At 64.4% G+C, this 20,181-nt stretch carries 18 protein-coding genes; 10 read left to right on the top strand and 8 right to left on the bottom strand.

All coding sequences use genetic code 11. From position 1 onward, the window contains the following. Nucleotides 1-115 precede the first annotated feature (115 nt). A complete protein-coding gene (locus HWV67_RS25765) occupies nucleotides 116-421 on the bottom strand; it encodes a putative quinol monooxygenase (protein WP_175653304.1) in 306 nt (101 codons plus the stop codon). A gap of 60 nt (nucleotides 422-481) precedes the next feature. On the opposite strand from HWV67_RS25765, the gene HWV67_RS25760 reads away from it, so the two are divergent. Then, nucleotides 482-886 (top strand): VOC family protein, encoded by a 405-nt coding sequence (locus HWV67_RS25760; protein ID WP_095159929.1) that lies wholly within the window; start codon nucleotides 482-484, stop codon nucleotides 884-886. Here the strand turns inward: HWV67_RS25760 and HWV67_RS25755 are convergent, their stop codons facing one another. Next, nucleotides 887-2,602: an FAD-dependent oxidoreductase gene (locus tag HWV67_RS25755; protein ID WP_175653303.1), complete on the bottom strand. Its 1,716-nt coding sequence runs from the start codon at nucleotides 2,600-2,602 to the stop codon at nucleotides 887-889. A gap of 173 nt (nucleotides 2,603-2,775) precedes the next feature. On the opposite strand from HWV67_RS25755, the gene HWV67_RS25750 reads away from it, so the two are divergent. From HWV67_RS25750 to HWV67_RS25740, 3 genes are all read left to right on the top strand, one after another. After that, nucleotides 2,776-3,552 (top strand): IclR family transcriptional regulator, encoded by a 777-nt coding sequence (locus HWV67_RS25750; RefSeq protein ID WP_095159927.1) that lies wholly within the window; start codon nucleotides 2,776-2,778, stop codon nucleotides 3,550-3,552. A gap of 130 nt (nucleotides 3,553-3,682) precedes the next feature. Beyond that, nucleotides 3,683-4,501: a sugar phosphate isomerase/epimerase family protein gene (locus HWV67_RS25745; RefSeq protein ID WP_175653302.1), complete on the top strand. Its 819-nt coding sequence runs from the start codon at nucleotides 3,683-3,685 to the stop codon at nucleotides 4,499-4,501. A gap of 88 nt (nucleotides 4,502-4,589) precedes the next feature. Then, entirely contained in the window at nucleotides 4,590-5,450 is an 861-nt protein-coding gene (locus HWV67_RS25740; RefSeq protein ID WP_175653301.1) for a DMT family transporter, read from the top strand. 67 nt (nucleotides 5,451-5,517) lie between these two features. Here HWV67_RS25740 and HWV67_RS25735 read toward each other — a convergent pair whose 3' ends face one another. Then, on the bottom strand, nucleotides 5,518-6,858 hold the full coding sequence (locus tag HWV67_RS25735; RefSeq protein WP_175653300.1) for an MFS transporter: 1,341 nt from the start codon (nucleotides 6,856-6,858) through the stop codon (nucleotides 5,518-5,520). 289 nt (nucleotides 6,859-7,147) lie between these two features. Here HWV67_RS25735 and quiC point away from each other — a divergent pair, with 289 nt between their 5' ends. Next, nucleotides 7,148-9,064 (top strand): 3-dehydroshikimate dehydratase QuiC, encoded by a 1,917-nt coding sequence (quiC, locus tag HWV67_RS25730; protein ID WP_175653299.1) that lies wholly within the window; start codon nucleotides 7,148-7,150, stop codon nucleotides 9,062-9,064. A gap of 168 nt (nucleotides 9,065-9,232) precedes the next feature. Continuing rightward, complete coding sequence (locus HWV67_RS25725) at nucleotides 9,233-9,901, top strand: TetR/AcrR family transcriptional regulator (RefSeq protein WP_095159922.1); 669 nt, start codon at nucleotides 9,233-9,235, stop codon at nucleotides 9,899-9,901. 33 nt (nucleotides 9,902-9,934) lie between these two features. Here the strand turns inward: HWV67_RS25725 and HWV67_RS25720 are convergent, their stop codons facing one another. Beyond that, the gene (locus tag HWV67_RS25720; protein WP_371929339.1) at nucleotides 9,935-10,795 is read right to left on the bottom strand and encodes a shikimate dehydrogenase; all 861 of its coding nucleotides are present in this window, start codon (nucleotides 10,793-10,795) and stop codon (nucleotides 9,935-9,937) included. Nucleotides 10,796-10,958: 163 nt separating this feature from the next. Here HWV67_RS25720 and HWV67_RS25715 point away from each other — a divergent pair, with 163 nt between their 5' ends. Further along, nucleotides 10,959-12,113, top strand: a complete 1,155-nt coding sequence (locus tag HWV67_RS25715) for an alkaline phosphatase family protein (RefSeq protein ID WP_175653298.1) — start codon at nucleotides 10,959-10,961, stop codon at nucleotides 12,111-12,113. Between the two features lie 35 nt (nucleotides 12,114-12,148). On the opposite strand, the gene trmA is transcribed toward HWV67_RS25715, so the two are convergent. The 3 genes from trmA to HWV67_RS25700 form a co-directional block, all read right to left on the bottom strand. After that, the gene (gene trmA / locus HWV67_RS25710) at nucleotides 12,149-13,234 is read right to left on the bottom strand and encodes a tRNA (uridine(54)-C5)-methyltransferase TrmA (protein ID WP_175653297.1); all 1,086 of its coding nucleotides are present in this window, start codon (nucleotides 13,232-13,234) and stop codon (nucleotides 12,149-12,151) included. Beyond that, a complete protein-coding gene (locus HWV67_RS25705; RefSeq protein ID WP_175653296.1) occupies nucleotides 13,231-14,526 on the bottom strand; it encodes an NCS2 family permease in 1,296 nt (431 codons plus the stop codon). Before HWV67_RS25705 ends, trmA begins: the two co-directional genes overlap by 4 nt. Nucleotides 14,527-14,705: 179 nt before the next feature. Next, nucleotides 14,706-15,938, bottom strand: coding sequence for an MFS transporter (locus HWV67_RS25700; protein ID WP_175653295.1), 1,233 nt, complete (start codon nucleotides 15,936-15,938; stop codon nucleotides 14,706-14,708). Between the two features lie 380 nt (nucleotides 15,939-16,318). On the opposite strand from HWV67_RS25700, the gene HWV67_RS25695 reads away from it, so the two are divergent. The 3 genes from HWV67_RS25695 to HWV67_RS25685 are packed head-to-tail and all read left to right on the top strand — an operon-like array spanning nucleotide 16,319 to nucleotide 18,932. Further along, a complete protein-coding gene (locus HWV67_RS25695) occupies nucleotides 16,319-17,752 on the top strand; it encodes a cytochrome ubiquinol oxidase subunit I (RefSeq protein WP_175653294.1) in 1,434 nt (477 codons plus the stop codon). 3 nt (nucleotides 17,753-17,755) lie between these two features. Then, nucleotides 17,756-18,763 carry a cytochrome d ubiquinol oxidase subunit II gene (gene cydB, locus HWV67_RS25690; protein ID WP_175653293.1) on the top strand — a complete coding sequence of 336 codons (1,008 nt, stop codon included), beginning with the start codon at nucleotides 17,756-17,758 and terminating at the stop codon, nucleotides 18,761-18,763. Between the two features lie 13 nt (nucleotides 18,764-18,776). Beyond that, entirely contained in the window at nucleotides 18,777-18,932 is a 156-nt protein-coding gene (locus HWV67_RS25685) for a DUF2474 domain-containing protein (protein WP_095159914.1), read from the top strand. Between the two features lie 48 nt (nucleotides 18,933-18,980). Here the strand turns inward: HWV67_RS25685 and HWV67_RS25680 are convergent, their stop codons facing one another. Beyond that, complete coding sequence (locus HWV67_RS25680; RefSeq protein WP_175653292.1) at nucleotides 18,981-20,105, bottom strand: methyltransferase; 1,125 nt, start codon at nucleotides 20,103-20,105, stop codon at nucleotides 18,981-18,983. Nucleotides 20,106-20,181 lie beyond the last annotated feature (76 nt).

The raw sequence follows: 20,181 nt of genomic DNA, 5'->3' as shown, positions 1-20,181 counted from the left end.
ACCGCTTTGCGGTCCTTCGCGAGCAAGCTCGCTCCCACGGTATCCTCAGAATCCTGAGCGAGCTTATCGGGCGCCGAACCGTCGCGAAGGGCCACAAGATGGTCCCAAATACCTGTCATCCCCGCGTGGCATTGAACGCCAGCACATCCCCCTCGATTACCTCTTGCCGCACGATCAGCGGGTCCACCAGTGGCCGGCTGGCGAGGAAATGCGGCGTCAGCAGATGGGCCTCGAAGGCCGCCTCATCCGTATACACCTCATACAGCCAGACCAGATCCGGCGCACTCCTGTCCCGCACCACATCGAACACCAGACACCCCGGTTCGTCGCGTACCGAACTGGCGGCATTGACGCTCATCGCATCCATGAATTGCTCCAGGCTACCGGGCTGAAGCTGGGTCTTGAGTAGAAGGCTGTACACGTCGAACTCCGTTTTGTCTTATATTTGCGAAAAATTGTATACAAAAACGGAGCCGAAACCATGCCTGTTCGTCCAAGCCGCCTCAACGGCCTGCGTCATATCGCGATCCTGGTGCCGAACCTTGAAGTCTGTGAGCGCTTCTATGTGGATGTGCTGGGGATGGAGGTGCTGCACCGTGCCCACGAAGACCTGGTCTACCTCACCTGCGGCAACGACAACCTGTCGCTGGGCCGCGCCTTCGCACCCAGCAGCGGGGCGCAGGCGGTGGATCATTATGGTTTCGTGGTCGACAGCCTGGACGAATTGCATGCCTGGTACGGCTATCTCAAGGAATGCGGCGTGACCTTGCTGGACACGCCGTTCGCCCATGGCGATGGCACCTGGAGCTTCCACCTGCTGGACCCTGCGGGGAACAAGGTCCAGCCGATCTATCACCCGGCGATTTCCGGGCAGCGCTTCAACTGATCACTCGTAGGCGCTGACGCCGCTGATATGGCGTGCGGCGATGTAGCCGAAGGTCGCCGCCGGGCCGAGGTTGATGCCGCCGGCGGGGTAATGCCCGCCCATGATGCTGGCCATGTCGCAACCCGCAGCGTAGAGACCTTCGATGGGCTGCTGACGGGCGTCCAGCACTTGCGCGTGTTCGTTGGTGCGCAGCCCGGCGAAGGTGCCGAAGCAACCGGGCTCGACCTTGACCGCGTAGAACGGGCCTTTCTCGATGGGCGCCACGCACGGGTTGGGGCCGTGCAGGGCGTCGCCCTGTTTGCGGTTGTAGAGGGTGGTGCCGCGCCCGAATTGCGGGTCTTCGCCGCGTTCGGCGTGGCGGTTGTACTCGCTGACGGTGTCGAGCAGGCCGCGGGCGTCGATGCCGCACTGGTTGGCCAGGTCGTGCAGGCTGTCCGCGCGCTTGAGGTAGCCGTTGCGCACCAGCGCCGAGGTCGGCAGCGGGAACGGGCGGGCGATGCCTAGGCCATAGCGACGCTGGAAGGTGTGGTCGCAGATCAGCCAGGACTCGACCTTCTCGCCCGGCGCGGCGGCGACCATGGCGCTGACGTAGTCGTAGTAGCCACCGGCTTCGTTGACGAAGCGCTGGCCGTTGCTCAGCACACCGATGATTCCCGGCTTGCCGCGTTCGATGATGTGCGGGAAATGGCCGGCGCTGCCGTCCTTGTATGGCACCTTCGACACCGGCGCCCAGGCCACCGCGCAGTGCAGGTCGTCGGCGACCCGGCCGCCTGCGCTCTCGCCCAGGCGCAGGCCGTCGCCATTGGCGGCGAGTGGCGGCAGGGCCAGGTGTTCGTGGCCGCTGGGCGTGCGCGGGAACATCGCCTTGCGGCGTTCGATGTCGTTGGGGAAGCCGCCGGCGGCGAGGACCACGGCGCGGGCGTTGATGGTGACTTCGCCGCTGGCGGTCTGCACCACGGCGCCGCTGACCCGGCCATTCTCATGCAACAGGCGCCGGGCGGGCGCCGACTCCCAGAGCAGCACGCCGAGGTCTTCGGCGGATTTCGCCAGGCGCGCAATCAAGGCCACGCCGTTGACCAGGTGCAGGGCGCGGCCGTGGGTGGCGAGGTCGATCAGGTGTTTGCCGATGCGCCGGGTCACGTGCAGCAGCGAGCGCCAGGAGCGGGTCAGGGTGAGGAAGGCACCGAGATCCTTGCCGGCCATGATCGGCATGCCCCAGAACGAGGTTTCGCGCATGGTCCGGCGCAGGCGCTTGAGCAGCTTGCCGGCCTTGCGCCCGTCGTAGGGCGCGGCGATCACCGAACGACCGCCGGTGCCGGCGCCGGGCGTGTCGCCGTGGATATCGGCAATGCCGTTGCCGTCGGCGAACTGCAGCGCGGTGTGTTTCTCGAAGAAGCTCACCATGTTCGGCGCGGCTTCGAGGAAGGCGTCGATCAGCGGCGCGTTGAAGCGCTCGCCGAGTTCGTGTTCCAGGTAGGTGCGCGGCGCCGAGCGGTCCTCGACGATGCCGGCACGGCGCGCCAGCGGGTTGCACGGCACCCACATCCAGCCGCCGGACCAGGCGGTGGCGCCGCCGAAGACCGGGTCTTTCTCCACCACGATGACCTTCTGCCCGTGCCAGGCGGCAGTTACCGCAGCGCTGAGGCCGGCGGCGCCGGAACCGATCACCAGGACATCGCAGTCCACTGTGCGGGCGTGTGAGGGAAGGGCAGTCATGGAGCGTCCTCGGAGAAAAGGCTGGATTGTTGTTTTTGGAACATGATTCCATATTCTCTGATCGCCTCGGCGCTGCCAAGCGTTGTGTCGCGAAGTTGGGCGAAGATCGAACAGTGGTTTGCGCTTTGTCCGGCGCTCTTTAGAATTCGGCAACATTTTCAGGGACCATGACCATGGCCGGCAGTCAGATCGAACGCGCGCTCAGCCTTATCGAAAGCCTTACCAGCGAACCTCGCGGGTTGCCGATGCAGGCCCTGGCCGAGCAACTGGACATTCCGAAAAGCGCGACCCACCGCATGCTCGCCGAGCTGATCCGCCTGGGTTACGTACGGCAGAACCCGGAGAACAGCCGCTACCTGCTGAGCACCCGGCTGGTGGCCCAGGGCTTTCGCTATCTTGCCAACAGCGGCGCGGACATCGTCCAGCCGATCCTCGACGAGCTCGCGCGGCAGAGCGGCGAGCTGGTGCGCCTTGGCGTGATCGACGGCGAGCGACAGACCTGGATCGCCAAGTCCCAGGGCGCCCGCTCCGGGCTGCGCTACGACCCGGATATGGGCCGTGATGCGCCGTTGTTCTACAGCGCATCGGGGCATGCATGGCTGGCCAGCCTCAGCGATGCCCAGGCGCTGCTGCTGGTGGAGCGCCAGGGCGTGGGGCCGCGCGAAGACTTCGGGCCGGGCGCGCCGAAGTCCAATGCCGAGCTGCTGGAGCGCCTGCGGGTGGCGCGTGAGCATGGCTACGCCTGGGTGGTGGAGAGTTCTGCGGTGGGCATGTCGGCGCTGGCGGCGGTGGTGGCGGATCCGCGCGACGGGCATGCGGTGGGCGTGGTGAGCATTGCCGGGCCGACGGCGCGGATGACCGAAGCGCGGATGCATGAGCTGTCGGCGGCGCTGCTGGCGACGACGCAGGAGTTGTCGGCGGCGAGTCCGGCATCTGAGTTGTTCGTCTAATTTCTACTTAGGGCCATACAAACCACCTGACCTGTTCAGGCGCTCATGGGCTTTTTTCTGCTTGCATTGAAACTGGAACCAAGTTCTAAATATTCGCATCCAGAACAACAACCCCAAGAGATGCCCGCCAATGAGTCAACGAGTCCTGTCCCTGGCCGCCCTGACTGTCCTCGAACTGTCGCCACCGCAAATGGTCGAGGTCGCCGCCCGCGCTGGCTACAGCCATGTCGGCCTGCGCCTGGAGCCGGCCACGCCGGAAGAACATCATTTCCCGCTGGTCCGCGATGCCGACCTGCGCCGGCAGACCGCCGAGCGCCTGCGCGACACCGGCATCAAGGTGATGGACGTGGAAATCCTCCGCCTCAAGCCGGAAACCCGCGTCGCTGATTTCGATGCGCTGCTGGCGGTCGGAGCCGAATTCGGCGCCACCGAACTGCTGGTGGCCGGCAATGACCCGGACCCGGCGCGGATGACCGAAAACTTCGCCGCCCTCTGCGACCTGGCCGCGAAATACGGCATTTACCCGCACCTGGAGTTCATGCCCTGGACCGACGCCAAGAATCTCACCGAGGCGCTGCGCATCGTCGAGAACGCCGGGCGTGAAAACGGCTGCGTGCTGGTCGACGCCTTCCATTTCGACCGTTCCGCCTCGCGCCTGGAAGACCTGCGCCAGGTGCCGGCCTCGCGCATGCGCTACCTGCAACTGTGCGACGTGGCTGGGCCGCGGCCGGACGATATGGCCGAGATCCTGCGCCAGGCGCGTAACGAGCGGCGGTTCCCCGGTGATGGCGACTGCGACCTGCGCGGGCTGCTGACCAGCGTTTCCCCCGACATTCCACTGAGCCTGGAAATCCCCACCCGGCAGTTGCTGGAGCAGGGCGTCTCGGCGCTGGAGCGCGCGCAGTGGGCGCTGGACAAGACGCGCCAGGTTCTCAGTCAGGTGCTGTAGTCACCCGCGCATCGGTGAGGTCGGGCGCCGCCTGGCCTGACCCTTGCTCGGCCGAGCCCTTCGCGAAATCATCGACCCGAGCCCGTCCATGCCCCCTCTCAGCCAGCCGTTCAAAGGCATCCTCCTGGTCGTTGTCGCGACCTTTCTGTTTTCCAGCCACGACGCCATGTCCAAGTACCTTTCGGGGTTCTACCCGATTGTCTGGGTGGTCTGGGCGCGCTACCTCGTACACACCTTGTTGATGCTCGGGATCTTCCTGCCGCGGGCCGGTTTGCGCGGCTTGCGCACGCGTCGACCGGGTCTGCAGGCGGCGCGGGCGTTGTGTCTGCTCGGTTGCAGCTTGCTGTTCACCAAGGCGTTGCAGTACCTACCGCTGGCCGAGGCGACGGCGGTCAACTTCCTTGCGCCACTGATGGTCACGGCGCTGTCGATGCCGCTGCTCAAGGAGCGGGTGACGCGCGGGCAATGGCTGGCGGTGCTGGCGAGTTTTATCGGCGTGCTGGTGATCGTGCACCCCGGTGGTGCGCTGTTTACCCCGGCGGTGTTGCTGCCACTCGGCTCGGCGACCTGTTTCTGCTTCTATCAGATCCTTACCCGCAAGCTCAGCGACATCGACAGCCCGACCGCCAGCAATTTCTTTACCGGTGTGTTCAACACCTTGGTGATGAGCCTGCTGGTGCCGTTCTTCTGGACCGTTCCGAGCTTCACCCACGGCCTTATGACTCTGGCCCTGGGCACCTTCGGCATGCTCGCCCACCTGTTCCTGACCCAGGCGTTCCGCCACGCACCACCGGCGATGTTGGCACCGTTCAGCTATTGTCAGATCGTGTTTGCCGGGTTGATGGGCATCGTGCTGTTCGGCCAGCGACCGGACCTGTGGGGCATGACCGGCATCGCCGTGGTCTGCCTGAGCGGGCTGGCGGCGGCCTGGTTGCAGCGGCGGCGCTGAAACGACCGCGGGGCCGGCCCCGCTCCGTTGCCGGAGAGGGCAGGCCCCGCGTCATGTAGCGGTAGGATCAGACGTCGACTTTAGGCACTTTGCGCGGTGCCATGAAGTACATCCAGGTCAGGGCAATGAAGTACATCGCCGGGATCATGGTGAACAGGATGCTGTAGTTGTTGTTGGTGACGGTCAGCACGTAGCCGACGATCTGGGTCATGAACATACCGCCGATGGCTGCGCACATGCCGCCGAAGCCGAACACCGTGCTCATCATGTGCTTGGGCGTGTAGTCCATCACCAGGCTCCAGATGTTGGCGGTCCAGGCCTGGTGCGCGGCGATTGCCAGGGAGATGGCGAGTACCGCGACCCACAGGCTGCTGGCGCCAGCGGCGAAGATCACGCCGATGATGGTGGCAGCGAACAGGGCCATCGACATCAGGCGCGCCTTGACCGGTGCCACGCCGCGTCCGATGAGGAACGAGGAGAGGATGCCGCCGCCGACGCTGCCGAAGTCGGCACTGAGGTAGATCACGATCAGCGGGATACCCATTTGAGTAACGCTGATGCCCAGGCTGTATTGCTGGTTCAGGAACGGTGGCAGCCAGTACAGGTAGAACCAGAACACCGGCGCGGTGATCGAGTAGGCCAGGGCGAAGGCCCAGGTGCCACGCATACGCAGGATGCGCGAGAACGGCACGCCTTTCTGCTCAGGTTCGGCTTCGCCTTGGACGTAAGCCAGTTCGGCTTTGCTCACGGTCGGGTGATCTTCAGGGTTGAAGTACTTCAGGCCCCAGAAGGTGACCCAGACCAGGCCCAGTGCGCCCATGGCCATGAACGCGGCCTGCCAGCCCCACACGGTGAGAATCAGCGGCAGCAGCATCGGCGTGAACATGGCGCCAACGTTGGTGCCGGCGTTGAAGATACCGGTGGCGACGGCGCGTTCACCGGCCGGGAACCACAGGCGGGTGGTCTTGACGCAGGCCGGGTAGTTGGCCGCTTCGGTCAGGCCGAGAATGAACCGGCAGACCATGAAGCCGACCGCCGAGGTGGCCAGGCCGTGAGCGCCGGTAGCCAGGCTCCAGAGCAGTACGGCGCAGAAGAACACCTTCTTCACGCCGACCTTGTCGATCAAGCGGCCCTGCAGCACGAAGCCGATGGCGTAGCCGACCTGGAACCAGAAGTTGATGTTGGCGTAGTCCATCGCCGTCCAGCTCATTTCCTTGGCCAGGATGGGCTGCATGACGCCGAGGGCGGCGCGGTCGATGTAGTTCAGGGTGGTGGCGAAGAACACCAGGGCAAGCATGACCCAACGGGTCTTGCCCACGGCCATGGCGCCGCGGATCTTGTCGCCCATTCCTGCGTGCGGGGTGTTGCCCAGAGGCTGGGCAATGGGATTGCTGGAGCTTTGTATCATCGTGGGTTACCCGTATTTTTATGTTTATGGGTCGAGCCTGGGTGACGCAAGAAAACGTAGTGCATGTTGATTTACTTGGCAGGATCGTCCCGGTCAGGTGGCCGATGAGTACCCGCTTCATGGATGGAAATGGTGCGCACTGCTCAAAAAAGGGTCAATTCGTCACAGCGCATTTCGGGCGATAATCGCACACAAAACTAACCGGTTCGTACCTTTTGGTTGAGGTGTTTTCCGCGCCGGCCAATAATTCGTCACAGTTGGGGCACTGCCTGCCCGTTGGAGACTGAAGATGCAGCGTTCGATTGCCACCGTGTCCTTGAGCGGCACTTTGCCAGAAAAGCTCGAAGCCATTGCCGCCGCCGGGTTCGACGGCGTGGAGATTTTCGAAAACGACCTTCTGTACTACGACGGCAGCCCCCGGGAAATCCGCCAGCGCTGCGCTGATCTGGGCCTGGCAATCACCCTGTTCCAGCCGTTCCGCGACTTCGAAGGCTGCCGCCGCGACCGTCTGTCGCGCAACCTCGACCGCGCCGAGCGCAAGTTCGACCTGATGCAGGAACTGGGCACCGATCTGGTGCTGGTCTGCAGCAACGTCGCCGCCGACGCCCTGGGCGAGAGGCAGATTCTGGTGGACGACCTGCGCCTGCTGGCCGAACGTGCCGGTGCCCGTGATTTGCGCATCGGTTACGAAGCGTTGGCCTGGGGCCGTCATGTCAACCAGTGGGAGCAGGTCTGGGACATCGTGCGCGAGGCCGATCACCGCAGCCTGGGCATGATTCTCGACAGTTTCCACACCTACTCGATCAAAGGCGATCCGAGCGGCATCGCCAAGATTCCGGGCGACAAGATCTTCTTCGTGCAGATGGCCGACGCGCCGATCCTGGCGATGGATGTGCTGGAGTGGAGCCGGCATTTCCGCTGCTTCCCCGGCCAGGGCGAATTCGACCTGCCGGCGTTCCTCGCGCCGATCCTGCAGGCCGGTTATCGTGGCCCGCTGTCGCTGGAAATCTTCAACGATGGCTTCCGCGCCGCGCCGCCACGGGCCAACGCCGCCGACGGCCTGCGCTCGTTGCTGTACCTGGAAGAGAAGACCCGCGAGCGTCTGGCTCAGGTCGCGCCCGAAGTGGCCGTCGAGCCGGACCTGCTGTTCAGTACGCCGCCGGTCGGTGCCTACGACGGCATCGAATTCCTTGAGTTCGCCGTGGACGACGCGCTGGGCGCCAAGCTCGGCAACTGGCTGGAGCAGCTGGGCTTCGCCCGCGTCGGCCAGCACCGTTCGAAGAACGTCAGCCTGCTGCGTCAGGGCGATATCAACCTGATCCTCAACGCCGAGCCCTATTCCTTCGCCCACAACTTCTTCGAAAGCCACGGCCCGTCGCTGTGCGCCACGGCCGTCCGGGTCAAGGACAGCGCCAAGGCCCTGGCCCGCGCCGTGGCTTATCACGGCCAGCCCTATCGCGGCCTGGTCGGCCCGAACGAGCGTGAGCTGGCGGCAGTGCGCGCGCCGGACGGCAGCCTGATCTACCTGGTGGATCAGGATGTCGATGGCCGCACCATCTACGACACCGACTTCAGCCTCAACGGCCAGCCGGCGCCGATCAGCCTCGGCCTGACCCGCATCGACCACATGGCCATGGCCCTGCCGGCCGACAGCCTGGACAACTGGGTGCTGTTCTACAAAAGTCTGCTGGACTTCACCGCCGACGACGAAGTGGTGCTGCCCGACCCGTATGGCCTGGTGAAGAGCCGTGCTCTGCGCAGCAAGTGCAGCACCATTCGCCTGCCGCTGAACATCTCCGAGAACCGCAACACCGCGATCTCCCATGCGCTGTCCAACTATCGTGGTTCGGGCGTGCACCATATCGCCTTCGACTGCGAGGACATCTTCTCCGCGGTCAAGCGTGCCAAGGAAGCCGGCGTGGCCCTGCTGGACATTCCGCTGAACTACTACGACGACCTCGCTGCGCGTTTTGATTTCGACGACGAGTTCCTCAGCGAGCTGGCGTACTACAACGTGCTGTATGACCGTGATGCCAACGGTGGCGAGCTGTTCCACGTCTACACCGAACCGTTCGAGGAGCGTTTCTTCTTCGAGGTGATTCAGCGGCGCAATGGTTATGCCGGGTATGGCGCGGCGAACGTGGCGGTGCGTCTGGCGGCGATGGCCAAGGCCCGGGCGGGCGGGTTGCGGCACGCCAAGCTCTGATTCGATTGAGCGCTCATCGCGAGCAAGCTCGCTCCTACAGGGATAAAGGCTGTAGGAGCGAGCTTGCTCGCGATGAGCCCAATGGGTAATCCCCTACACCTGCAAGGCTTTCTTCTGACGCAACCGAGGCCCATAATTGCGCGGTTAATCGAAGGCCATGAGCTGCGTATGACAACCACTCCAGCACTTTACGTCGCGCCCGAAACCGCGCCACGCAAAGGTCGCAAGAACAATCCGGAAAAAACCCGCGAGAACATCCTCCAGGCGGCGATCACCGAGTTCGTCCATCAAGGACTGGCCGGTGCGCGCGTCGACGCCATCGCCGAGCGCACCCAGACCTCGAAGCGGATGATCTATTACTACTTCAACAGCAAGGAGCAGTTGTACGTCGAGGTGCTGGAGAAGCTTTACGGCGATATCCGCAGTACCGAAAGCAACCTCCACCTTGCTGAACTGGAGCCCCGCCAGGGCATCCGCCGGCTGATCGAATTCACCTTCGATCACCACGACCGCAATGTCGATTTCGTGCGCATCGTGTGCAACGAGAACATGCACCACGGCGAGTTCGTGAAGCAGTCTTCGGCGATTCGTTCGATGAACAATACGGTGCTCAAGGCGCTGAACGAGATTCTGCTTCGGGGGGCAAGCGAAGGGTTGTTCCGCGAGGGGCTGGATGCACTGGATGTGCATCTGCTGATCAGTTCGTTCTGTTTCTACCGGGTGTCGAACCGCCACACCTTCGGTGAAATCTTCCAGATCGATTTCGAGGACCAGGCCGTGAAGGCCCGGCACAAGGAAATGATCTGCGAGTCGGTCCTGCGTTACCTGCAGGCCTGATGTGTTCATCGCGGGCGCAGCCCGCGATGGTCCTCAGTTACCCATGCTGTGGAAGTGCCCGGTCATCCGCTCTGGATCGGGCTGCACGCCACTGAACAGCTCGAACGCCTTGACCGCCTGGTACACCGCCATGGTGCCGCCATTGAGCGTGCGACAGCCCAGCGCCCGGGCTTCGCGCAGCAGTTCGGTTTCCAGCGGGAAATAAACGATCTCCGCGACCCACAACTCCGCCCGCAGCAGCGCCTTGGGCACCGGCATGCCCGGCAGCTTGGCCATGCCCATCGGTGTGGTGTTGACCAGCCCGCAGGCCTGGGCCATGGCGCTTTCCAGGTCGTGGCCGACTTTCGCCGGGGCCGCCGGGAAGTGCTGGTTGAGGTTATCCACAAGGGCCTGGGCGCGCTCGGTTTCCACATCGAACACCGTCAGTTGTTCCACGCCTTCGCTCAGCAGGGCATGAGCCACTGCCGCGCCGGCGCCACCGGCGCCCATCTGCACCACGCGCTGACGCGACACATCCGTCAGGCCGCGGCGGAAGCCTTCGGCGAAGCCCAGGCAGTCGGTGTTGTGGCCGATGCGGCGGCCGTCCTTGAGCACCACGGTATTGACCGCGCCGATGCCGCGGGCTTCCGGGGACAGTTCATCGAGCAGCGGCAGGATCGCCTGCTTGCACGGGAAGGTGATGTTCAGGCCGGTGAAGCCCATGTACTGGGCTGCGGTCAGCAGTTCTTCAAGGGCCGTGCTGTCGAGCTTGAGCTGGTCCAGGTCGATCAACCGGTAAAGGTAATTCAAACCCTGGGCGGCGCCTTCGTGCTCGTGCAGCGCGGGGGTGCGCGAGGCCTGGATGCCCGCGCCGATAAGGCCGGCGAGAATGCCGGGCGGTTTGGCCAGATTCATCGGTAAAGACTCCGTTGTTGTTCTTGGGAAAAAGTCGGGGAGGAGTGTCCCGCTAAAATGTACCGGTTGGTTAACAGGAATCAATCGGCCAGCGTCATAAGTGTTCGCTGATCGAACAGGCTGTGCTAAACCTTGTGGTTCACCAGAGGAGGAGGGGCGAGGGATGGCTTTTCAAGCACAAGTGACGGACGAACTGACGTGGCCAGGGCTGGCCAGTCTGACTCAGTCGATCCTGTCGGGGCTGGGGGCGGAGGGTTTCCGCAATCCGTTCGGTCTGGCGCCGTCGCCCGCCACCTGCCTGTTGTTGATCGACGGGCTGGGCCAGCACCTGCTTCAAGAGCATGCCCGGCATGCGCCGTTCCTTGCCTCGTTGATGCGCCCGGAAGGGGTGTTCCGCGTTGGCTTTCCCGCGACCACCGCGTCAAGCCTGGCGGCGTTGGCCTCGGGCCTGGGCAGCGGCGCTCATGGCATTGTCGGTTGCAGCTTTGCGCTGGATGCCGGCAGCGAGTTTTCACCGCTGAGCTGGACCTGCGCGCCCTTCGCGTCTGAACGGCAGGTCACGGCGCCACCGCCGCCGGAGCAGTTCATCGTTCCGCAGACCGCCTGGGAACAGGCCATCGAACAGGGCGTGCGGATCAGTACGGTGATGTCGGCGCGCTTTGCCGATTCCCCCTATACCCGGGCGATCTACAAAGGCGCGCAGATTCTCGGCGCGCCCAGCTACGAGGCCTACCCGGCGCTGGTGCGTCAGGCGCTGACGCTGGATGCGGCGTCGTTCTGCTTTGCCTATTTCGGCGACCTGGATTTTGTCGGGCACCTCTGCGGCCCTGGCACCGAGCAGTGGCTGGTGCAACTGCGCAATGCCGACCGGCTGGCCGAAAGCATCTACCGCCAGCTACCTGCTGGCGCGCAACTGCTGGTGACGGCTGACCACGGCATGCTGGCGCTGGACAGTGTCGCAGTGGTGGATTTCGACCGCGAGCCGGGGTTGCGGGAGGATGTGCTGGCGCTGGCCGGGGATATTCGCGCACGGCATGTCTACACCGGCGGGCCCCATCAGGATCGGGTACAGGAGCGCTGGCGCGGACGGTTGGGAGACGGTTATCAGGTGTTGAGCAAGGCCGATGCGATTGGCAGCGGCCTGTTCGGCGCTGTGGTGTTGAGCCAGGCGGAGGCGCGGATCGGTGATCTGATCGTGATTCCGACCGGAGCCGGCGGGATCATTCGCAGTGAGATGGAGCGCGATGCCAGTCGTTGGCAGGGGCACCATGGGGCGTTGACCGATGCGGACCAGTTGGTGCCGTTGTTGATGGCTTGATAGCTGTCGGGCCTGCAAAGCAGGCCCGACCTTGATTACCGCCGAACCAGCAACACCCCACTTTCCATATGATGGGTGTACGGGAACTGATCGAACAACGCACAGCGCTCGATCCGGTGGGTGTCCTGCAACTGGGCGATGTTGGCCGCCAGTGTCTCCGGGTTGCAGGAGATGTACAGGATGTTGTCGAAGCGCCGGGTCAGTTCGCAGGTGTCCGGGTCCATGCCGGCGCGCGGCGGGTCGACGAACACGCTGCCGAACGCGTAGCTCTTCAGGTCGATGCCTTCCAGGCGGCGGAACGGTCGCACTTCGTTCAGCGCTTCGGTCAGCTCTTCGGCCGACAGCCGCACCAGCCGCACGTTGTCCACGCCGTTGTCGTCCAGGTTGTGCAGCGCCGCGTTCACCGAGGTCTTGCTGATCTCGGTGGCCAGCACCTTGCGCACCCGGGTCGCCAGCGGCAGGGTGAAGTTGCCGTTGCCGCAATACAGCTCCAGCAGGTCATCTTCACGCTCGCCCAGCGCATCGAAGGCCCAGCCCAGCATTTTCTGGTTCACCTGGCCGTTGGGCTGGGTGAACGCGCCTTCCGGCTGGCGGTAGCGGAAGTCGCGACCCGCCACCTGCAGTTCTTCCACCGCGTAATCACGACCGATCACCAGGCGCTTGCCCTTGGAGCGACCAATGATGCTCGCGCCCAGGTCGGCAGACAGTTGCTGCGCCGCTGCCTCCCACTCTGCGTCCAGCGGGCGGTGGTAGCACAGGGTGATCATCGCGTCGCCGGCCAGGGTGGTGAGGAATTCCACCTGGAACAGCTTGTTGCTCAGCGCCTCGCTGGCCTGCCACGCGGCTTTCATGCGTGGCATCAGCTCGTTGATCCGCAGGCTGGCGATGGGGAAGTCGTCGATCAGGATCGGCGTGTGTTTCTCCCCTGGCGCGAACATCGCGTAATGGCGCTGGCCGTCCTGGCGCCACAGGCGGAACTCGGCGCGCAGGCGGTAGTGCTCGCGCGGCGAATCGAATACCGCCGGCTCCGGCGCGTCGAACGGCGCCAGCAACTCGCGCAGGCGCTCGACCTTGGCCGCGAGTTGCTGGTCGTAGGTGGAAGGGTCGAAGACAGCACTCATGCGTTGAACCAGCCCAGCTTGATGACGAACAGAATGGACAGGATCACCAGCGCCGGGTTCAGGTCGCCACGGCGGCCCGACAGCAGCTTGATCGCCGTCCAGGAGATGAAGCCGAAGGCGATGCCGTTGGCGATGGAGTAGGTCAGCGGCATAGCCAGGGCGGTGATCACCACGGGTGCGGCTTCGGTGATGTCGTCCCAGTTGATTTCCGCCAGGCCCGAGGCCATCAGCACGGCGACGAACAGCAGCGCAGGCGCGGTGGCGAAGGCCGGCACGCTACCCGCCAGCGGGGCGAAGAACAGGGCCAGGAGGAACAGGATGGCGACGACGATGGCGGTCAGACCGGTGCGGCCGCCGGCGCTGACGCCCGCTGCCGATTCGATGTAGCTGGTGGTGGTCGACGTACCCAGCAGCGAACCGGCCATGGCGGCGGTACTGTCGGCGATCAGCGCACGGCCCATCTTCGGCATGTGGCCGTCCTTGCCCATCAGGCCGGCGCGCTTGGCAACGCCGATCAGGGTGCCGGAGTTGTCGAACAGGTCGACGAACAGGAAGGCGAAGATCACGCTGATCAGGCCAACGTCCAGCGCACCCTTGATGTCCAGTTGCAGGAAGGTCGGCGCCAGCGACGGCGGCATCGACACCACGCCGCCGAAGGGCGTGACGCCCAGGGCGATGGAAGCGATGGTCACGGCGAGGATGCCGATCAGCACCGCGCCACGGACCTTCAGCGCTTCCAGCGCAACGATCAGGAAGAAGCCCAGGGTGGCGAGGATCGGCGCGGGTTGCTTGAGGTCGCCCAGGCCAACCAGGGTGGCCGGGTTATCGACGACGATGCCGGCGTTATGCAGGGCGATCAGCGCCAGGAACAGGCCGATACCGGCGGCGATCGCCGAGCGCAGTGGCAGCGGGATGCTGTTCACGATCCATTCGCGGATGCGGAAGATCGACAGCAGGAAGAACATCACCGCCGAGATGAAGACCGCGCCCAGCGCCACCTGCCAGGTGTGGCCCAGGTGCAGCACCACGGTGTAGGTGAAGAAGGCGTTGAGGCCCATGCCCGGCGCCAGGGCGATCGGGTAGTTGGCGATCAGGCCCATGGTGGTCGAGCCGATCGCTGCGGCCAGGCAGGTGGCGACGAACAGCGCGCCTTTGTCCATGCCGGTCTCACCGAGGATGCTCGGGTTGACGAAGAGAATGTAGGCCATGGCCAGGAACGTGGTGACGCCCGCCAGGATCTCGGTCCGCACATTGGTGTTGTGTGCTTTTAGTTGAAACAGCCTTTCCAGCATGCCCTGCTCCCCGTGGCGCGATGTGGCGCCAAAAATTGTCGACCCAGTCAGAAAAGCACAAAGCTCCCGGCCTTTCCGTGATTTTTACTGGTCGGAAAAAAGCCGCGCATCATACCAGCATGATTGGCCGAGGGTAATGCGCCGGACCGCCGGCGGGGCGGGGGCTTGGCGATCTCGACTCAGGTGTCCGAGCGCCGGCTGTGCATATGGTCCCGCCCTGCCAGTGTCGGGAACAATTTGATCCACACCCCGGTCACCAGCAGCGTTCCCACACCGCCCATCACCACCGCCGGCACGGTCCCGAACCAGTGCGCCGTCACCCCCGATTCGAACTCGCCCAACTGATTCGAAGCACCAATGAACAGGCCATTCACCGCGCTCACCCGCCCGCGCATTTCGTCCGGGGTCTCCAGTTGCACGAAGGAGCTGCGGATCACCATGCTGATCATGTCTGCCGCGCCGAGCACGGCCAGCACCGCGAGGGAGAACCAGAACGAGGTGGACAGGCCGAAGGCGATGGTCGCCACGCCGAACACGCCCACCGCGGTGAACATCACCCGGCCCACTTTGCGTTCCACCGGGAAGCGCGCCAGCCACACCGACATCAACAGCGCGCCCACCGCCGGCGCCGAGCGCAGCAAGCCCAGGCCCCACGGCCCGGTCAGCAGGATGTCCTTGGCGAACACCGGCAGCAACGCGGTGGCGCCGCCGAGCAGCACGGCGAACAGGTCGAGGGAGATGGCGCCGAGGATGTCCGGGCGGCTGCGGATAAAGCGAATCCCTGCCAGCAGCGATTCCAGGCTGGCGCGGCCTTGGGTCAGCGGGGTCTGGCGCGAGGTCAGGCCGAGGGTCAGGCAGCAGGCGATCACGTACAGGCACACCGTCGGGCCGTACACCCAGACGCTGCCGAAGGCGTAAAGAAAGCCGCCCGCTGCCGGCGCGACGATGGTTGCCGACTGCATCGCCGAGGCCGACGCCGCCACCGCCCGTGGGAACAGCTCAGCCGGCACCACGTTGGGCAGCAGCGCCTGGGTCGCCGGCATCTCGAAGGAGCGGGCGCTGCCGAGCAGGAAGGCCAGTACGAAGATCAATTCGCGGCTCACCGAGTCGGTGCTGCTGGCGATCGCCAGGGCCAGGGCGATCATCGCCTGCAGGCTCTGGCACAGCGCGGCGACGCGGCGGCGGTCGTAGCGGTCGGCGACATGCCCGGTGTGCAGCATGAACAGCACCCGTGGTGCGAACTCCACCAAACCGACGAGGCCCAGGTCCAGCACGTTGCCGGTCAACTGGTAGAGGTGCCAGCCGATGGCCACGGTGAGCATCTGGAAACCGCTGGCGGTGAACACCCGGGCCAGCCAGAACGAAAGAAACGGACGGTGATGACGAAGCAACAACGGTGCGTGTGCTGACATGACGGACTGCCGGGCCTTCATGAGGGGAGGGGCGTTGCAGGTTAACACCGGGCTGTAACAAAAGGTTGCAGAGTGCGCCGTAGTCGTGCGGTCAGCGCACTGATTCACCTTTTCGTAAAGGGGGGTGAGGCAACCGGTCACGCGGCAACGCACCACACAACCGGGCGGCGTCTTCGCGACTATCCTTTCTCCCTGTCATTGATCTGGATCAATAGTTGTATTTGCAACGATTGGTGCGTCAGCGATGGGCCTTCGGGCCGAAATCCCTGTGGTGCGAAAGTTTTCAGAACAATTCCAACTTGCCGCACTCAACCACCGTAGGGGCAGTTGGCGCCAAGGCAACGGACCCTGACGCCGGATTACCTGAAAGAGGAAGCACTATGTTCGGATCAGAGGCACTCGATCTCGCCCGAATCCAGTTCGCGTTTACCGTGTCCTTTCACATCCTGTTCCCGGCCATCACCATCGGTCTCGCCAGCTACCTGGCGGTGCTCGAAGGCCTGTGGCTGAAAACCAACCAGAACGTCTACCGCGATCTCTACCATTTCTGGTCGAAGATCTTCGCCGTCAACTTCGGCATGGGGGTGGTCTCCGGGCTGGTGATGGCCTACCAGTTCGGCACCAACTGGAGCCGCTTCTCCGACTTTGCCGGCGCGGTCACCGGGCCCTTGCTCACCTACGAGGTGCTCACCGCGTTCTTCCTCGAAGCCGGTTTCCTCGGCGTCATGCTCTTCGGCTGGAACCGCGTGGGTCGCGGCCTGCACTTCTTCGCCACGGTCATGGTGGCCATCGGCACGCTGGTCTCGACGTTCTGGATCCTTGCGTCCAACAGCTGGATGCAGACGCCCCAGGGCTACGAAATCATCGATGGCCGGGTGATCCCGGTGGATTGGCTGGCGGTGATCTTCAACCCGTCGTTCCCCTACCGCCTGATGCACATGGCCACGGCCGCGTTCGTCGCCACCGCGTTCTTCGTCGGCGCCTCGGCGGCCTGGCACTTGTTGCGCGGTCGCGATAACCCGGCGATCCGCAAAATGTTGTCGATGGCCATGTGGATGGCCCTGATCGTCGCGCCTATCCAGGCGGTGATCGGCGACTTCCACGGCCTCAACACCCTCAAGCACCAGCCGGTGAAAATCGCCGCCATCGAAGGCCACTGGGAGAACGTCGGCGACGAGCCGACCCCGCTGATCCTGTTCGGCATCCCCGACATGAAGGCCGAAACCACCCGCTTCAAGCTGGAAATCCCGGCGCTGGGCAGCCTGATCCTGACCCACAGCCTGGACAAGCAGGTGCCGGCGATGAAGGACTTCCCGCCAGAAGACCGGCCCAATTCCACGGTGGTGTTCTGGTCATTCCGGATCATGGTCGGCCTCGGCATGCTGATGATCGCGGTGGGGCTGTGGAGTGTCTGGCTGCGCAAGCGCGGCACCTTGTACAGCTCGCGGCCGTTCCTCTACCTGACGTTGTGGATGGGCCCGTCCGGGTTGATCGCCATTCTCGCGGGCTGGTTCACCACTGAAGTCGGTCGCCAGCCGTGGGTGGTCTACGGACTGATGCGTACCGCCGATGGCGCGTCCAATCACAGCTACGCCCAACTGGGGATCACCCTGGTGATGTTCGTGGTGGTTTATTTCGCCCTGTTCGGTGCGGGCCTCGGCTACATGATGCGCCTGGTGCGCAAAGGGCCGAAGACCGGCGAAGGCGAGGAAACCAATCCGGGCGGCCCTGGCCAGCCACGCACCCCGGCGCGGCCGTTGTCGGCTGCCGACGACGATCACGAAGAAGGCGCCAGCCTGAACAAAGGACACTGAATCATGGGTATTGATCTTCCACTGATCTGGGCTGTGGTCATCATCTTCGGGATCATGATGTACGTGGTCATGGACGGCTTCGACCTCGGCATCGGCATCCTCTTTCCCTTCGTCAAGGGCGAAAGCGACCGCGACGTGATGATGAACACCGTCGCGCCGGTCTGGGACGGCAACGAAACCTGGCTGGTGCTGGGCGGCGCGGCGCTGTTCGGGGCCTTTCCACTGGCCTACGCGGTGGTGCTGTCGGCGCTGTACCTGCCATTGATGCTGATGCTGGTGGGGCTGATCTTCCGCGGCGTGGCCTTCGAGTTCCGCTTCAAGGCCAAGGCCGACAAGCGCCACCTGTGGGACAAGGCATTCATCGGCGGTTCGCTGGTGGCGACCTTCTTCCAGGGCGTGGCGTTGGGTGCCTTCATCGAGGGCTTCAAGGTGGTGGACCGCCAGTTCGTCGGCGGCACCCTGGACTGGCTGACCCCGTTCGCGCTGTTCAGCGGCCTGGGCCTGATCGTCGCCTACGCGTTGCTCGGCTGCACCTGGTTGATCATGAAAACCGAAGGCAAGCTGCAGGAGCAGATGCATAACCTGGCGCGGCCGCTGGCGCTGGTGTTGCTGGCGGTGATCGGCGTGGTCAGCCTGTGGACACCGCTGGCCTACCCGGACATCGCCAAACGCTGGTTCAGCATGCCCAACCTGCTGTGGTTCATGCCGGTGCCATTGCTGGTGATGGTGACGTTCTACGGCCTGCTTCGGGCGGTGGCGCGCAATGCGCACTACACGCCGTTCCTGCTGACCCTGGTGCTGATCTTCCTCGGCTACAGCGGGCTTGGCATCAGCCTGTGGCCGAACATCATCCCGCCGTCGATCTCGATCTGGGACGCCGCCGCGCCGCCGCAGAGCCAGGGCTTCATGCTGGTAGGCACGCTGTTTATCCTGCCGTTCATCCTGGGTTACACCTACTGGAGCTACTACGTGTTCCGCGGCAAGGTGACCCACGAAGACGGCTACCACTAGGAGGGTTCAGGACATGACCGGTAAAGACACCTTCGACGCCGAGAAAAAGCCGCTGTGGCAGCGGCTCGGCTGGCTGGCGTTGATCTGGACCGCCAGCGTCGCGACCCTCGCGGTGGTGGCGTGGTTGATGCGGATGTTCATGAGTGCGGCGGGATTGACCACGCACTAGCCCTGCCGCTATTCGCGACGGTTCAGCGAACCGTCGCGATCGCCGGCATCACTTGCGCGCCTTGAGCACCACGAACTTCTGCGTTGCCGCCACCTGCTCCACGCCCCGGAACAACCGCGCCAGCTTGGTGTGGTAACCCAGGTGGCGGTTACCCACGACATACAGCGAACCGCCGGTGACCAGCGCTTCCCGCGCCTGCTGGAACATCCGCCAGGCGATGAAATCGCCCACCACCTGCTGCTGGTGGAACGGCGGGTTGCACAGCACGATATCCAGCGAATCCTCCGGCTGCCCGGCCAGACCATCCGCCGCGCGCACCTCCACATCGCGCTCGCCCAGCGCCGCCTGCCAGTTCTCCCGCGCCGATTGCACCGCCATGTACGACTCATCCACCAACGTGTAGTGCGCCTGTGGATTGTCCAGTGCACTGGCGATGGCGAGGATGCCGTTGCCACAGCCAAGGTCCGCGACCCGGGCGTTGCCGAGATTTTTCGGCAGGTGCGGCAGGAACGCGCGGGTGCCGATATCCAGCCCTTCGCGGCAGAACACGTTGGCATGGTTGAGCAGTTCCAACGCCGGTTTGTCGAGGCGATAGCGGCTCGGGTAAGGCGAGACGGCGCGGGGCTTGTCTTCGTAGGTGGCGATCAGCAGACGGGCCTTTTTCTGGGCCAGCGAGGCCTGCATCGGGCCAATGTACTTTTCCAGCAATTCGCCGGCCGCTCGTGGCAGGTGCTTGATCATCGCCCCGGCCACCACCCGCGCGCCCGGCGCCAACTGGCTTTGGAGGCGGATCAGTTGTTCTTCGAGCAGGGCCAGGGTCTTCGGCACGCGCACCAGAACGTGATCGAACGGGCCTTGCCAGGCTTCATTGGCCGGCACGAAAGGCACGCTGTCCCACGGCTGGTCGTTGCGCGGCAGGTTCTTTTCCAGGCCCAGGCGGGCGAGGAATGAGTCGCCGCTGCTGGTCACCGCGAAGTGCGACCGCAGGCTGATGGCCAGTCCGCCGAAACTGTCATTGAGCACCAGCACCCGCGTGCTGGCGGGCAGCGCCTGTTCGGCCAGGTGCTCCAGCAGGTATTCGTCGGCGGCGTCGAAGGCTTGCAGGGGATCGTTGGCGTATTCGGGCTGGCGGATCAGGTCGAGGTCGGCAAAGGGGCTGTTCAGCAGGGGCATGGTACGAGGGCTCTGGGGCATGGGTGTGCACCGCGCTGCTCTGGGCAGGCGGGGTGACAGACAGGTGCCGATTCTA

It is taken from the genome of Pseudomonas sp. Marseille-P9899, assembly GCF_903166565.1.
GTDB classification, from domain to species: domain Bacteria; phylum Pseudomonadota; class Gammaproteobacteria; order Pseudomonadales; family Pseudomonadaceae; genus Aquipseudomonas; species Aquipseudomonas huaxiensis.
The sequence above is the reverse complement of the archived record's forward strand: the minus strand, read 5'-3'. Positions and strand labels throughout refer to the sequence as shown.

What these genes read in the sequence shown, in the direction of transcription:
- HWV67_RS25720 (WP_371929339.1), bottom strand. Translation starts at nt 10,795, where the DNA reads ATGAATCTGGCCAAACCGCCCGGCATTCTCGCCGGCCTTATCGGCGCG.
- HWV67_RS25755 (WP_175653303.1), bottom strand. Translation starts at nt 2,602, where the DNA reads ATGACTGCCCTTCCCTCACACGCCCGCACAGTGGACTGCGATGTCCTG.
- HWV67_RS25735 (WP_175653300.1), bottom strand. Translation starts at nt 6,858, where the DNA reads ATGATACAAAGCTCCAGCAATCCCATTGCCCAGCCTCTGGGCAACACC.
- HWV67_RS25700 (WP_175653295.1), bottom strand. Translation starts at nt 15,938, where the DNA reads ATGTCAGCACACGCACCGTTGTTGCTTCGTCATCACCGTCCGTTTCTT.
- trmA (WP_175653297.1), bottom strand. Translation starts at nt 13,234, where the DNA reads ATGAGTGCTGTCTTCGACCCTTCCACCTACGACCAGCAACTCGCGGCC.
- HWV67_RS25760 (WP_095159929.1), top strand. Translation starts at nt 482, where the DNA reads ATGCCTGTTCGTCCAAGCCGCCTCAACGGCCTGCGTCATATCGCGATC.
- HWV67_RS25695 (WP_175653294.1), top strand. Translation starts at nt 16,319, where the DNA reads ATGTTCGGATCAGAGGCACTCGATCTCGCCCGAATCCAGTTCGCGTTT.
- HWV67_RS25685 (WP_095159914.1), top strand. Translation starts at nt 18,777, where the DNA reads ATGACCGGTAAAGACACCTTCGACGCCGAGAAAAAGCCGCTGTGGCAG.
- HWV67_RS25725 (WP_095159922.1), top strand. Translation starts at nt 9,233, where the DNA reads ATGACAACCACTCCAGCACTTTACGTCGCGCCCGAAACCGCGCCACGC.
- HWV67_RS25745 (WP_175653302.1), top strand. Translation starts at nt 3,683, where the DNA reads ATGAGTCAACGAGTCCTGTCCCTGGCCGCCCTGACTGTCCTCGAACTG.
- HWV67_RS25680 (WP_175653292.1), bottom strand. Translation starts at nt 20,105, where the DNA reads ATGCCCCTGCTGAACAGCCCCTTTGCCGACCTCGACCTGATCCGCCAG.
- HWV67_RS25750 (WP_095159927.1), top strand. Translation starts at nt 2,776, where the DNA reads ATGGCCGGCAGTCAGATCGAACGCGCGCTCAGCCTTATCGAAAGCCTT.
- quiC (WP_175653299.1), top strand. Translation starts at nt 7,148, where the DNA reads ATGCAGCGTTCGATTGCCACCGTGTCCTTGAGCGGCACTTTGCCAGAA.
- HWV67_RS25715 (WP_175653298.1), top strand. Translation starts at nt 10,959, where the DNA reads ATGGCTTTTCAAGCACAAGTGACGGACGAACTGACGTGGCCAGGGCTG.
- HWV67_RS25740 (WP_175653301.1), top strand. Translation starts at nt 4,590, where the DNA reads ATGCCCCCTCTCAGCCAGCCGTTCAAAGGCATCCTCCTGGTCGTTGTC.
- cydB (WP_175653293.1), top strand. Translation starts at nt 17,756, where the DNA reads ATGGGTATTGATCTTCCACTGATCTGGGCTGTGGTCATCATCTTCGGG.
- HWV67_RS25705 (WP_175653296.1), bottom strand. Translation starts at nt 14,526, where the DNA reads ATGCTGGAAAGGCTGTTTCAACTAAAAGCACACAACACCAATGTGCGG.